Origin of the sequence: Gymnodinialimonas ulvae (genome assembly GCF_037543845.1) — a bacterium.
GTDB classification, from domain to species: Bacteria; Pseudomonadota; Alphaproteobacteria; order Rhodobacterales; family Rhodobacteraceae; genus Gymnodinialimonas; species Gymnodinialimonas ulvae.
Window position 1 is genome coordinate 196,947 of the sequence record NZ_JBBIFX010000001.1, and the last position, 13,062, is coordinate 210,008.

General features: G+C 64.3%; 14 protein-coding genes. 9 read left to right on the forward strand and 5 right to left on the reverse strand.

Annotated features, from left to right (window positions below; genetic code table 11):
• Position 1: 1 nt before the first annotated feature.
• Complete coding sequence (locus tag V8J83_RS00895; RefSeq protein WP_339982440.1) at positions 2-1,756, reverse strand: BCCT family transporter; 1,755 nt, start codon at positions 1,754-1,756, stop codon at positions 2-4.
• A 332-nt stretch (positions 1,757-2,088) separates the two neighbouring features.
• Here V8J83_RS00895 and V8J83_RS00900 point away from each other — a divergent pair, with 332 nt between their 5' ends.
• The 3 genes from V8J83_RS00900 (at position 2,089) to V8J83_RS00910 (ending at position 4,471) form a co-directional block, all read left to right on the forward strand.
• Positions 2,089-2,709 (forward strand): class I SAM-dependent DNA methyltransferase, encoded by a 621-nt coding sequence (locus V8J83_RS00900; RefSeq protein WP_339982442.1) that lies wholly within the window; start codon positions 2,089-2,091, stop codon positions 2,707-2,709.
• On the forward strand, positions 2,706-3,434 hold the full coding sequence (locus tag V8J83_RS00905) for a hypothetical protein (protein ID WP_339982444.1): 729 nt from the start codon (positions 2,706-2,708) through the stop codon (positions 3,432-3,434). Before V8J83_RS00900 ends, V8J83_RS00905 begins: the two co-directional genes overlap by 4 nt.
• A gap of 74 nt (positions 3,435-3,508) precedes the next feature.
• Complete coding sequence (locus V8J83_RS00910; protein WP_339982447.1) at positions 3,509-4,471, forward strand: NAD(P)-dependent oxidoreductase; 963 nt, start codon at positions 3,509-3,511, stop codon at positions 4,469-4,471.
• Between the two features lie 72 nt (positions 4,472-4,543).
• Here V8J83_RS00910 and V8J83_RS00915 read toward each other — a convergent pair whose 3' ends face one another.
• Complete coding sequence (locus tag V8J83_RS00915) at positions 4,544-4,786, reverse strand: SMP-30/gluconolactonase/LRE family protein (protein WP_339982450.1); 243 nt, start codon at positions 4,784-4,786, stop codon at positions 4,544-4,546.
• Between the two features lie 204 nt (positions 4,787-4,990).
• Complete coding sequence (locus V8J83_RS00920; RefSeq protein ID WP_339982452.1) at positions 4,991-5,170, reverse strand: hypothetical protein; 180 nt, start codon at positions 5,168-5,170, stop codon at positions 4,991-4,993.
• Positions 5,171-5,717: 547 nt separating this feature from the next.
• Between V8J83_RS00920 and V8J83_RS00925 the strand changes: the two genes are divergently transcribed.
• Complete coding sequence (locus V8J83_RS00925; RefSeq protein ID WP_339982455.1) at positions 5,718-5,948, forward strand: hypothetical protein; 231 nt, start codon at positions 5,718-5,720, stop codon at positions 5,946-5,948.
• Positions 5,949-6,067: 119 nt separating this feature from the next.
• Positions 6,068-6,616 carry a CIA30 family protein gene (locus tag V8J83_RS00930; RefSeq protein ID WP_339982457.1) on the forward strand — a complete coding sequence of 183 codons (549 nt, stop codon included), beginning with the start codon at positions 6,068-6,070 and terminating at the stop codon, positions 6,614-6,616.
• On the opposite strand, the gene V8J83_RS00935 is transcribed toward V8J83_RS00930, so the two are convergent.
• Entirely contained in the window at positions 6,610-7,086 is a 477-nt protein-coding gene (locus V8J83_RS00935; RefSeq protein ID WP_339982459.1) for a hypothetical protein, read from the reverse strand. The two genes, V8J83_RS00930 and V8J83_RS00935, sit on opposite strands and share 7 nt — an antisense overlap.
• A 92-nt stretch (positions 7,087-7,178) precedes the next feature.
• On the reverse strand, positions 7,179-8,024 hold the full coding sequence (locus V8J83_RS00940) for a LysR family transcriptional regulator (protein WP_339982461.1): 846 nt from the start codon (positions 8,022-8,024) through the stop codon (positions 7,179-7,181).
• Between the two features lie 312 nt (positions 8,025-8,336).
• Here V8J83_RS00940 and V8J83_RS00945 point away from each other — a divergent pair, with 312 nt between their 5' ends.
• From V8J83_RS00945 to V8J83_RS00960, 4 genes are read left to right on the forward strand one after another with little or no spacing between them, the layout of a single operon-like run.
• On the forward strand, positions 8,337-10,787 hold the full coding sequence (locus tag V8J83_RS00945) for a GcvT family protein (protein ID WP_339982463.1): 2,451 nt from the start codon (positions 8,337-8,339) through the stop codon (positions 10,785-10,787).
• Positions 10,784-11,353 carry a hypothetical protein gene (locus V8J83_RS00950; protein WP_339982465.1) on the forward strand — a complete coding sequence of 190 codons (570 nt, stop codon included), beginning with the start codon at positions 10,784-10,786 and terminating at the stop codon, positions 11,351-11,353. The genes V8J83_RS00945 and V8J83_RS00950 overlap by 4 nt, the downstream gene beginning before the upstream one ends.
• Positions 11,350-12,012 (forward strand): hypothetical protein, encoded by a 663-nt coding sequence (locus tag V8J83_RS00955; protein ID WP_339982468.1) that lies wholly within the window; start codon positions 11,350-11,352, stop codon positions 12,010-12,012. Before V8J83_RS00950 ends, V8J83_RS00955 begins: the two co-directional genes overlap by 4 nt.
• 19 nt (positions 12,013-12,031) lie before the next feature.
• Positions 12,032-12,934: a homocysteine S-methyltransferase family protein gene (locus V8J83_RS00960; RefSeq protein ID WP_339982471.1), complete on the forward strand. Its 903-nt coding sequence runs from the start codon at positions 12,032-12,034 to the stop codon at positions 12,932-12,934.
• Positions 12,935-13,062: the final 128 nt, after the last annotated feature.

The following is a 13,062-nucleotide window of genomic DNA, read 5'->3' on the forward strand; positions in this document are numbered from 1 at the left end:
ATCACTCGGCCGGGGTGCTGACGGTTTCCTCATGGGTGGTTGGCATGCCCGCCTTGAGGCGGCGACCGTCATTGTAAATCGCCTTGATCAGCGCCAGGCCCATCAGCACCATAACCAGGCTGAACGGGAGCGCGCCGATCACCATGGCGGTCTGGATCGCGCCAAGCCCGCCTGCGATGATCAAGCCGCCCACCACAAGCGCCAGGGCGATGCCCCAGAACAGGATATGCGGGCGGGCCTTGGGGCCCTCATCACCGGCGGCGTTGATCGTATTGATGATCAAAACGGCCGAGTCCGCCGATGTGACCAGGTAGGTCAGCAGCAGGATCACGACGATCACCGACATGAGCCACGCGAGGTTATCGCTGAGGATGACGGCGAGCATGGCAAAGAGCTGATCGGCTTGCCCGGCGCCGGTGATGGCACCTGCGGCGTCGCCGTTCAACTCCAGGTCGATGGCCGTGCCACCGACGATTGCGAACCAGATGAAACACATCAGCGCGGGCACGATCATTGCGCCAAGCACGTATTCACGCACCGTGCGCCCCTTGGAGATGCGCGCCAGGAACACGCCGACAAACGGCGCGAAGGCGATCCACCAGGCCCAGTAGAAGATGGTCCAGCCGCCCTGCCAACCGGACAATTGCGAAGCCTCGGACCCGTCGACACCGTCCGAGACCCAGACGGTAAAGATGTTGCCGGGGATCGACACGAGGTAATCGAAGATGCCGACGAAAAAGGCCTGCAGGCCGAAGAAGGTCGAGCCGAACACCAGGAAGAAGGCGAGGATGAAGAAACTGAGCCCCATGTTGATGTTGGAGAGCCACTTGATGCCTTTGCCGACGCCCGAAAGCGCGGAGAGGGTCGAGGCGCCCATGATCACCACAAGCGCCACGACGATGCCCATTGTCGAGGAACTGACCGTGCCATCGGCTGCGGTGGTCTGAAGCCAGTCGCCCACGCCGATGCGCACGAGGCCCGAGACGAATTGCTCGACCCCGAAGCCGAGCGTCTGCGAGACGCCAAGAACGGTGGCGACAACGGCCACGATATCGACGACATGGCCAAGCGTGCCTTCCATCGAACGTCCGAAGATCGGCACCAGCGCGGAGCGGATCGTCAGCGGCAGATTCCGGCGGTAGGCGTAGTAGCCAAGCGCCAGACCGACCACCGCGTAGGAGGCCCAGGCCGCGAGGCCCCAGTGGGTGAACGACCAGACATAGGCCGAGCGCACGCTTTCCGCGCTGGACCCGGCGGCAGCGCCCTGGATCACGTCGGGGTTGTTGGCCCAGTGATACATCGGTTCGGCGGTGGCGAAAGTCAGCATACCGATGCCGATGCCCGCGCCGAACATCATGGAAAACCAAGAGAAATTGGAAAACTCGGGCCGATCATCTTCGGACCCCATCTTGAGTCGCCCCGCCGTGGGCCAGAGGGCCAGCGCAATGCAGAGGATGACGAAAAACGCCATCACGTAGACATACCAGTAGTTGAACGAGGCCAGGATGATCGAGTTGATCGCGCCCAGAATGGTGCTTGCGGTGTAGGAGACGTTGCCATCGCCATCGACGAAGAGCGCCGAAGAGCCTTCGGCGGCGGGCCCGAAGGTCAGCGTATCGGGCGGCAAGAGGGCCCAGATGATCAGAAGGGCCACGATAAACTTGGCGGAAATCGCCACAGCCGTCGTGAAGCCTTTATAAAACCCGCTGTCTGCGGTTGGAATATCGAGGTCCGTGATGGGTGGCTGTACGGCCATTTTTTGTCTCCTCCCAAGGGTGACCGGTGGGTGCAGTTTGGTGGATGTGTCTGCACGACATTGGTCGTCTGCGACGGCAATGGGCGCTTGAACGGCACGCGCGCCCTTATTCCACAAGATGACTGGTGTTTCTTGCGCGTCATTGTTTCGTGTGAAGTCAACCGTAACGTGAAAATATCGGCTGGGTAAACGTGTTTTCCCGATCGGGACTGGGTTGAGGGCGGCGCACGCGTCTGAGCGTGGTCCGGTCCTGCGGCGGGTGTAGGGCAGCGCGGCCTTGCCAGACCGTGGGTGCGCGGTGACATTGGGGCGCGCGAGCGGAGGACATGAAGATGGCGGAACTCGACAAGGCATATGATGCGACCACGCCGGAGGCAGCGCAGGCGAAGTACAATGCCTGGGCCGATCGGTATGAGACCGAGTTGATGGCGGGCGGCTACCGGTTGCCGTGGATCATGGCGGCGGCGGTGGCGCGTTTTGTGCCGGTGGACGCGATGCCGATCCTGGATGCGGGATGCGGCGGCGGGTTGCAGATGGAGCCGTTGCATGCGCTTGGCTATCGCGGGGTGACGGGCCTTGATCTGTCGCCCGGCATGTTGGAGGTGGCGCGGGCCAAGGGAATCTATGACACGTTGGTGGAGGACGCTCTTGGCGGGGATTTGCCGTTCGAGACCGGGCAATTTGCGGCCACGATCAGTGCGGGCACGATCACGCCGGGCCATGCGCCGCCCGAAGCCTTTGACGATCTGATCCGGGTGACGCGCAAGGGCGGATGGTTGATCTATTCGATGCGCCACGATGCGGGGCAGGAGGCGGCGTATCTGGAGGCGACCCGGCGCTATGAGGCGGCGGGCGCGTGGCGTGAGGTCTACCGCACGCCGGTGTTCCAGACGATCCCGGTGGGCGCGCCGGAGGTGCGGAACGCGGTACATGTCTGCGAGGTTCTGGTGTGAATGCGCGCGATCAGGTCTGGAGCTATCCGCAAGGCGGGGCCGTGCCGGATCTGGCCGATGTGTTGCAGGCGGAAACGGTGGCAGAGCTGGTTGCCATTTCGGGCGCGACGCAGGATGCGGCTGTCCGCGCCATGGAGCGGCAGGAGAACCGTGCGCTTGCAGAGGCACGGCAGGTTTCCCAGGACCTGAAGGCCAAGGGGATCGATTTCGACGTCGGCCGGATGATGCGCCCCTCCTTGTGGGAGCGGCTTCAGGAAAGGTGGGATGCGTGGCGGGATGGTTTGTCTGATAGGGCCGCCCCGCCGCAGGCCGCAGCCGCCGAGCATCAACTGTTCGCGTTCGATCTGCCATTGGCCTACACGCTGCCACCCCGGTCGGTTTCGTTGGAGCACGAGGTGATTGATGCGGAGGTCGCGCGTTTTGCCGATGCGCTGGCTCGGCAGATCACTGCGCAACGGGGGCAGGGACCGGTTGCGGTGTCGGTGCCGCAGGACGTCCATGATGATCTGATGGAGGCGGACGAATGGTCGGAGGTGGCCACGATCGCCTTCGAGGCTGATACCGCGATCGGCTACTGGCCCCCGAACGGCCAGCCAGCATTGCTGTTGTCGGTGGTGCGGGAAGAACCCGAGCATGTGATCGAGGTCAAGCTTTTGGCCCATGGAGGCCCGGCGCATCGGCGGTTTGTGGCGGCATTGGAAGCGATTGGCGGTCGGGTTGGATGACGAGATGTCGGAAACAGGCGGGCCAATCGCGGCGTGCAGGGTGAGCGTTGCAGCGCATAACAAGGGACGGTCGCATGCAGGTGGGATTTATCGGATTGGGCGCGGTTGGCGGCAAGCTGGCAGGGTCGTTGGTGCGCAATGGGGTCGCGTTGCGGGTCCATGATCTGGACGGCGCGCTGGTGGCGGATTTCGAGACGCGGGGAGCGCAGGCCGGGGGCGATCCGGCGGCGATGATGCGCGATTGCGACGTGGTGATCACCTGCCTGCCCTCGCCTGCGGCGTCTGCGGCGGTGGTAGAGGCGATGTTGCCCGAGGTGCGCGCGGACAAGATCTGGATGGAGATGTCGACGACGGATGCGGCCGAGATCCTGCGCATCGCACCGATGATCGAGGCGCGCGGCGGGCAGGTGGCGGAATGCCCGGTCTCGGGCGGGTGCCACCGGGCGGATACGGGCAATATCTCGATCTACATGAGCGGCGAACGGGAGGTGTTCGACCGGGTCTTCCCGCTTTTGACGAAGATGGGTCGGCGGGTGCTGCATACGGGGCCGCTGGGGGCGGCGTCGACGTTGAAGGTGATGACGAATTACCTCGCGACGGGGCATTTGTTGATGCTGTGCGAGGCGTTGAGCGTGATGCGGGCGGCGGGGGTGGATATGGCCACGACCTATGAGGCGATTGCGGTCTCGTCGGGCAATTCCTTCGTGCATGAGACCGAAAGCCAGCTGATCCTGTCGGGATCGCGGGACGTGAATTTCACGCTCGATCTGATCCAGAAGGATGTGGGGTTGTTCCAAACGATTGCGGAGCGAAATGGCGTGCCGTTGGAGATCAGCCCGAAGATGATCGAGATGCTGACGCACGGGCAAGAGGTGCTGGGTGAGCGCGCGCAATCGGATCGGATGATCGAGCTTCTGGAGGCCGCCATGGGGCTGGATGTGCAGGCCGAAGGGTTCCCGCAGGACCTGGTCGATACGGAGCCGGAAGAGCCGGGATATGAGGTGTTTGTGCGCAATGTGCACGCGTGCACAAATTGATAAGTGCCTGTTTTCTATTTTAAAAGGCGATCTTTTTTGCGAAATTTTAACCCGCAAAATACCCCCCCGCCTTCAGGCGCGAAAGAAAAACGGCGACGGGCCCGCGACGCCGGGTTTGACGGCGAGAAACGCGCCCTCATGGGGATCTTCCAAGTCCGCATCACAGAGCGGGTTGGCGGCGGTGGTGACGGAGAGCGTGCGCAAATCGGGACCGCCGAAACAGCAGGCGGTGATGTTGGTGGCGGGCAGGTCGATCTGCTCCACCAGCGCGCGGTCCGGGGACAGGCGCAACACGCAGCCCCCCATGGCGTGCATTCCGCAAATCGCCCTGCGCGTCGATGCAGGAGACGTCGGGGACGCAGGGCTGCGTGAAAGGGGCGGGGATGTCGAGGTCGGGCAGGCCGTCGGGCGGCACGTCTCAATTTTCCGCCTTTGGCGAAGGGCCTGTATTCTCCGCTATTGTCCGGGGGGGGCAGTCGAGCGCGGAGCAGGTCGCGGCCAGCGTGTCGCCGAGATACATCATACCGCGCGCCGGGGGCTGCCGTTGGGGCCGATGCGGTCGAAGGCGCCAGAAGTTCGGTCCATGTCGCGCATGGTGCCGTCGGGATTGAGGTTGGTCTGCATGGTGCTGATCCAGAACGCACCACCGGGCCCACCATCCCCGGAAACCATCGTCACGATGAAAACCAGGCCGATCATGCACTCACATTAAGACTGGACCACCCAGGTGGGGCTGATCAGCGTTCACGGCCGCGCCGCCATCGACCATGATGGTTTGCAAAAAAGGTCATCTTTGGCGCACTGAAAAAGCCCGCTTCGCGTTCGTTGGGGGGGTGGTTGAAGACCCCAAGCGGGGGCGAGCTGTTCGATATAGCCGTCGCGCATGACGACGATCACGACCGAGGCGACACCTTGGGGGCGGGCCACGCGGCCCGCCGGGTGCATGGTGTAGAGCGTGTCTCAAACGGCGTCGGGGGTGGTTGCAAGGGCCGAACGGTTCCGGATGGAACTGGTCGACCAGGAGCCGGAGGAGCCGAGATGTGAGGTGTTGGCCGCGAACACTGTGCAGGTTTGCGCAGGCGGTGAGTTTCGGATCGTATTGAATGGAAGCAATGAGGTCGCCGACACATCAGATCTATTTCTGTAGACATGTATTTGCCGCATCGGCGGGGAGTTTCCCCTTGGCCCGGGGAACGCTGGCGTGAAAGGGTGCGCGGACACCCTTTCAACATCGAGGAGAGCGATAATGGGGATCGGAGATATGATCGGCGGCCTGATGGGCGGCGCGGGCGATGCCGGGATTGACGGCATTCTGGAGAAGCTGGGCGCGGCCGGGATTGACGCCTCGGCGCTTCAGGATCTGGACCTTGAAGCGGTGACTTCGCTTCTGGGGGAGAACGGGATCGACCTGTCGATGCTCGAAGGGCTGGGCATTTCGGTCGAGGATATCATCGCGAAGGTGACGGGGCAGGCGTGAGGCCGCCCTCTGTGGGCCTGGTCCGCAGATCCATGGGATCACGAAGGGCGCTTTCGAGCGCCCTTTTTTCGTGCGACGACCGCGTTAGGTTGCGGTGGGGAACCGGCGGAGGCGCGGATATGCGGCGGAAGAGACGGCGCGCGGCGGCCATGGCCTTGGGCGTGATGTTGAGCATGACGGGAGCGGCGGGAATGGCGCAGGTCTGGGAGACATTCGACGGGCCGGGTGCGGCGCAGTGGGATTACGTGGCCGACGGGGTGATGGGCGGCGTGTCGCGGGGCGGCGCGCGGCTGGAGGAGGGCGCGCTGCGCCTGACCGGGGAAGTCAGTACTGCGAACAACGGCGGGTTCATTCAGGTGCGGCGACGGTTTGACGGCGGCTGGCCGGAAGGGACGGACGGCCTTCGCCTTCGGGTGCGGGGCAATGGCGAGCGGTATTTCGTGTTCTTGCGGACCACGGGCCTGTCGCGGGTGTGGCAGTCGTATCGGGCGTCTTTCGTGACGACGGAAGACTGGAGCGAGGTGTCGTTGGCTTTGGCTGATTTCAGGCCGTCCCATGATGGCATGCGGGCGGTGTTCGCGCCGGGCGATGTGATCAGCATCGGGATCCTGGCCTATGGGCGGGATCACCGGGCCGATGTGAGCCTGCGCGAGATCAGCCTTTATTGATCGCGGACGCCGTTTTCGCAGGCGGCAAGGTGGGTATCGGAAACCCGGCAGAGAGGGTCGGTGGCGCAATCCCGGTGTCGCGCAGCGCGATGAGGGCGCAGCAGATCAGATTGCGGTATGGCGAGGGTCGCGACGCGATCATGTTGCCCTTCGGACAGGGTCAGGCAATCGCTGAGGTCGAATTGGACGCGCAGGAGATCGAATTGCGCCTGCATGTGCGTGGCCGGGTGGCTGAACGCCGGAAAGTGCCCCAGGGCGGTGGATATCGCTACGACGCTGGTTGTGTCGCGGTTCATCGCGGCGTTGATGTCTGGGGCGCGCGCGGGGTCGGTTTTGATGGAGCCGAATTGATCCCAATCCATGGAGCTCAGAGCCATCATCGCGCGGTATTCCGTGGGACAGTGCCGGTGGGCGATGTGGGACAAGGGGATGGTGTCGTCGGTGCCGGCATGGGCCGTGTGGGCCAGCATCGGCGAGGCGAAGAGGAGAAGAAGCAGGCGGTGCGCGGGTCGAATTGGCAGAAGATTTTGTCGCTTTTTGGCCGTTGGAGGGCCTATCGCCGTCATGGGGTCAGGCGGTTTTGCAGGACGCGGGCCATGCGGCGGTAGCCCGCGCGGTGGCGGTTTCTGAGGTGCATCGCAACGAAGACCGGCTGCGCGATGGTGGGGGCGCGGGCAACGGGGTGCGCGGTGCCATCGGCGATCAGGCTTTCGGCCATTTCCGACGGCAGATAGGTGGTGCCTTGCAGCGCGATCAAGAGGCCCCGCACGGCGGCGGCCTGTCCGCTTGAGACCGTGCCTTCCGAGAGGCCCGGCAGCAGTGTCGCGTGGGTTTGCGCGAAGGCGGGCGCGTAATTGGGCAGGATGTAATCGGTTGCTTTGACCTCCGCGAGGGTTTGGGCTTGCGTGGAGATCATCCGGTAGGGAATTTCGCCCATGCTTTCGAAATAGAGATCGGGCGAGGGACGCGGGGTGAAGACGACGCCGAGATCGAGCGCGCCTGCCTCCAGATCGCGGCACATCTGTCGGGAATAATCGCCGTCGACGTAGAAGCCACACTCGGGCAGCGCCGAGCGCAGCGCGGTGAGCCAGTCGCCCGCGTGGTTGTCGAGCAGGTCGTGCTGGATCCCGATCCGCAGCATGACGGCGGCGCCGTAGGGTTTGACGTCGGCCTGCGCATCGGCCCAGGCACGGCGCAGGACGCGGGCGTGGGTTTCGAACCGGAGCGCGGCGGTTGTGGGCTGCGTGCCCGAGCGGGAGCGCTCGAACAGGCGTTCGCCGAGGGCTTTTTCCAGCGCTTTGACGCGGCCCGAGATGGTCGATTGCGTGACGTTCAGGCGGTCGGCGGTGCGGTTGAACGAGCCGGTGTCGAGAAGGTCGAGGAAGGTTTCGATTTGGTCGATTTGCATGGCGTGGTTTCGGGGTTTCGTTTGGGATTGGGGGGCGCTGCCCCCGTCCTGCGGACTCCCCCGAGCTATTTTGGACCAATGGAAGGAGGGGTTGGAAAGGAAGCGGCGGGCAGGCCCCGGGCCTCGGGAGGGGTATTGGACAAGAGGAGGACGGTGGGGATGATGACGTGACTTGGGATAGAATTCTAATCGGTTTTTACGATTAAAACAGATGCGCGTGGCGAATTGAACTCTGTTTCGTGCGGCGTGATACTGCTGCGCAACAGGGTTTGTCGGCGCGCTGCGGGACAGTGGGCATCAGGGGAGAGAGACATGGCGGATTTGCCGAGCACTGCACGGGTTGTCATCATCGGAGGCGGGGTTGTCGGGACCTCGGGGCTTTATCATCTGGCGAAGGCCGGGTGGCGCGATTGTGTGCTTCTGGAAAAGAACGAGCTGACCGCGGGGTCAACCTGGCATGCGGCGGGGAATTGTCCGAATTTCTCCACGTCGTGGGCGGTTCTGAACATGCAGCGCTATTCGCTGGAGATGTATCGGACGCTGGCCGAAGATGTTGATTATCCGATGAATTATCATGTCACCGGATCGCTGCGGCTGGGCCATACGAAGGAACGCGCGCAGGAGTTCCAGCGGGTTTTGGGCATGTCTCAGTATCAGGGCATCGATATGCGGATGCTGTCGAATGACGAGGCCCGGGAGATGTACCCGTTCCTTGAGACCCATGATTTGAGCGGGATTCTGTATGATCCCTATGACGGCGACATCGACCCGGCGCAGTTGACACAGGCCATGGCCAAGGGGGCGCGCGATCTGGGGGCCACGATCATGCGGTTCTGCCCTGCGACCGGTGTGCGGCGCGAGAATGGCGAGTGGATCGTGGAGACTGCGCAGGGCGAGATCCGCTGTGAATATGTGGTGAATGCGGCGGGCTATTATGCGCAGCGCGTGGGCGAGTGGTTCAAGCCGCACGGCGGGCGCACGGTGCCGATGGTGGTGATGAGCCATCAGTATTTCCTGACCGAGGAGATCCCGGCGGTGAAGGATTGGACGGAGGCCAATGGGCGCAAGCTGCCGCTGATTCGGGATGTCGACAGCTCCTACTACCTGCGGCAGGACAAACACGGGTTGAACCTTGGGCCCTATGAGCGGAACTGCAAGGCGCATTGGGTGACGCCCGAGGATCCGATGCCGGAGGATTTTTCGTTCCAGCTGTACCCGGACGATCTGGACCGGCTGGAGTGGTATATCGAGGATGCGATGGCCCGGGTGCCGTTGTTGGGTGAGGGCGGCGTGGGCCGCAATATCAATGGCCCGATCCCGTATGCGCCGGATGGCCTGCCGATGGTGGGGCCGATGCCGGGGGTGGAGAACGCGTTCGAGGCGCATTCGTTTACCTTCGGGATCGTGCAGGGCGGCGGCGCGGGCAAGGTTCTGGCCGAGTGGATCACCGAAGGGCAGACCGAGTGGGACATGTGGGCCGTCGATCCGCGCCGCTACACCGATTACGCTGATCATTCCTATTGCCTGGACAAGGCGCTGGAGACCTATGGGCACGAATACGGGATGCATTTTCCGTGGAAAGCCTGGCCTGCGGGGCGCGACAAGAAGCTGTCGCCGAACCATGCGCGGGTTGTGGAACTGGGCGGCCAGATGGGAGCGTATGGCGGTTGGGAACGGGCCAATTGGTTTGCCAAGGACGGCGATGACACCTCGCTTGAGGCGACCGAGACCTGGGGCCGCGCGGGGCCGTGGGAGGTTCGGGTGCGCGCGGAATGCGAGGCGGTGCGAGACGGGGTTGGCGTTCTGGACCTGCCGGGCTTTTCACGCTTCAACCTGACCGGAGAGGGCGCGGCGGAGTGGCTGCGCGGTCGGATCGCAGGCGCGCTGCCGAAGGTGGGGCGGATGAACCTTGGATATTTCCCCGATCCGCGCGGACGCATCCTGACGGAGATGTCGCTGATCCGCCACGCGGAGGATCACTTCACGCTGATCACGGCGGCGCCCGCGCAGTGGCACGATTACGAGGTGCTGTGGCGTGATGGGCTGCCCGACGGGGTGAGCCTGACGGATCATACGACGGAATTTTCAGCGCTGATCGTGACGGGGCCAAAGGCGCGGGCGCTGTTTGAAGAGATCGGGACGGATGCGGATCTGTCGCTTGGGTGGTTGTCGCATCAAAGCGCCAATGTGGCGGGGCGACCGGCGTTCCTGGCGCGGGTGAGCTTTGCCGGTGAGTTGGGCTGGGAGGTGCACGCGGCCACGGGCGAGATGCCGGCGATCTATGAGGCGGTGATTGCGGCCGGGGCCACGCCGTTCGGGATGTTCGCGCTCAACGCGTTGCGCATCGAGAAAGGGTACCGGGCGTGGAAGGGCGATCTTTCGACGGATTACAGCCTGTTGGAGGGCGGGCTTGAGCGGTTCATCAAGTTCGACAAGCCGCAGGATTTCCCCGGCAAGGCGGCGCTTTTGTCGGAAAAGCAGCGCGGTGTAGCCAAACGCTTCGTGACCCTGAAGGTCGATGCGGGCGAGGCCGACGCGCCCTACATGTCGACGATCACCAAGGATGGCGCGGTCGTGGGTGAGACGACCAGCGGCGCCTGGGGCTACCGGGTTGGCCATTCGGTGGCGCTGGCGATGGTGACGGCGGAACATGGCGAACCGGGAACGGAGTTGGACGTGAATATCTACGGCGAGATTTGCAGGGCCGTGGTGCAGGGCGACGGGCCGCTATGGGATCCGCAGAACGAAAGGCTGCGGGCTTGAGCGGATCGCGTTTCATCGTTGAGTTGGACGGGACGGCCCCGCGCCCGCTAGAGGTGCGGCGCGCTGATATGACGATTATTATACAAGAAAAAGGTACGGTCCAGGCGGGGATCTGGCTGGAGGCCACGAAGCCGGGCATGACGCTGGATGATCGGGGCGTGGAGGGCTGGGAATGGCCGGTTGCCGTGAATGTCGATTTCGGCGATATCGGGCGGCCCGACGGGCAAGCGCGTTTCGCCCCCAAGACCCGGCCCGCAACGCCGCCGATCGACAGCGACGGCTTCATCTTTTGCAGCGATCACACCATGTTCACGGAACTGGACTGGCGGTTCGAGGCACGGGGTGGCGGTGCGTACCGCGTGTGGGTTACCTGCGCGTCTGCCCTCCACCGGGTCGAGGCGGAGGTGGATGCGACCGTTGGGTCCGTGACCCTGCACCGCTGGGGGACGGAAGACGTGGACCTGTTCGCGCGGCTGGTCGGCCCGGCATGGTCCTCGTTCCGGCGGCGTGACCGGCCCGATGGCGCGATCAACTGGCGGCTACCAAGGAGCATGCGGGCAGAATGAGTATCGAGGGAAAGTTCCGGTTTCAGATGGAAGACCTGCCCGAGCAGGTGCTGGATCTGGCACGGGCGGAGATCGTGATTTTCAAATCGGTCGGCAACAGCGACGCATTCGGCGTGAATGTCCAGCTTGAGGCTGAGGCGCGCACCGTCATGGCGCCGGACCCGGATTATCCAGAGGAGCCGCCGATAGACTACCGGATCGCGCCTGTGTTCTTCACCGAATGGTGGGATGTCGCGCAGGGTGATTTGCGCTCGCGCGGGTTGGATGCGCTGGACGGGTTGGGCTTCGAGGTCGACGCGACCCGTGCGGATCAGGCGCCCTATGTGCAGTCTCCGGCGGCGGTCTATCAGGACAGCTATGCAGGCCTCAACCGAGGCACGCTGACGCTCAGGCATCGGGGTGCAGGCGTTTACGACGCGCAGGCCCGGGGCGAGACGGAGTTCCGGTGGACCTTCGCGGTCGAGGCTGTGGCCCCCTTGGCACGGGTCGTCTTCCGCGCGGGCCTGACGGACGACGCGCGCGCGCCGTCGGATGCGGTGGCGCAGGAATTCGAGCGCCATTTCGACCCGGCTTTGTTCGCGGTCGAGTGGCTTCGGCGCGGGTCGGATGAGCACTTTTGGTACGATTATGTGGCGACGCCCCTCGGGAGCGGACAATGACGCAGAACGGAGGCCTGATTTGGCGCAGGTAACGATCCTCGACGGGGGGATGGGGCAGGAATTGATCGCACGCTCGGGGCAACCGGCGCAGCCGTTGTGGTCGACGCAGGTGATGTTGGACCGGCCCGGTCTGGTGGCCGAGGTGCATGACGATTACGTGGCGGCGGGTGCGCAGGTGGTTACGACCAATTCCTACGCGATCCACCGCGACCGGCTGCGCGGCGCGGCGTCGAACCATTACGCGGGCGCGGGCGTTGAATTGCCGGATCGCGAGGCGGAGTTCGAGGCGCTTCTGGGCCGCGCGCTCGATGAGGCCGAAGGGGTGCGGGGGCGGGCGCAGATCGCAGGCGCCATCGGGCCGCTCGGGGCCAGTTACCGCGCCGATTTGAACCCGCCTTACGAGGATGCCGTGGCGCTTTATGCGGAGGTGGCGAAGATCCTCGCCCCGCGCGCCGATATCCTGTTGTTCGAGACGATTGCATCCGTGGAAGCGGCACGTGCGTGCCTGGAGGCCGGGCGGCAGACGCTGCGGCCCGTGTGGCTGGCGCTGACGGTGGATGACGAGGACGGAACGCTTCTGCGCTCGGGCGAGACCTTGGCGGAGGCGATGGACGTGGCGCGCGATGCGGATGCGGTGCTGGCCAATTGCTCTGCGCCGGAAGTGATGCCGCCCGCGTTGGAGATCATCGGCACCGGTGGCGTGCCGTTCGGGGCCTATGCCAATGCGTTCACGCAGATCACCAAGGCGTTTCTGGCGGGCGGCACGACGGCCAGCGACCTGAGCGCGCGGCGCGATATGGGGCCCGCGGCCTACGCCGATCACGCGACGGCCTGGGTGGATATGGGGGCCACGATCATCGGGGGCTGTTGCGAAACCGGCCCGGCGCATATCGCGGAAATCGCGCGCAGGTTGGGCCGGTGAGTGCCCGCGCCGCCCGGTCCGGAGACAAGTCTCCGCGCCGCGTTGTGGCGCAACCCTGCCCCTCTTTGTTCCATCAAAATGCACTTTCCGGCGAAACGTCCCAAACGGGCGGAGCGGTGGGTTGGTAC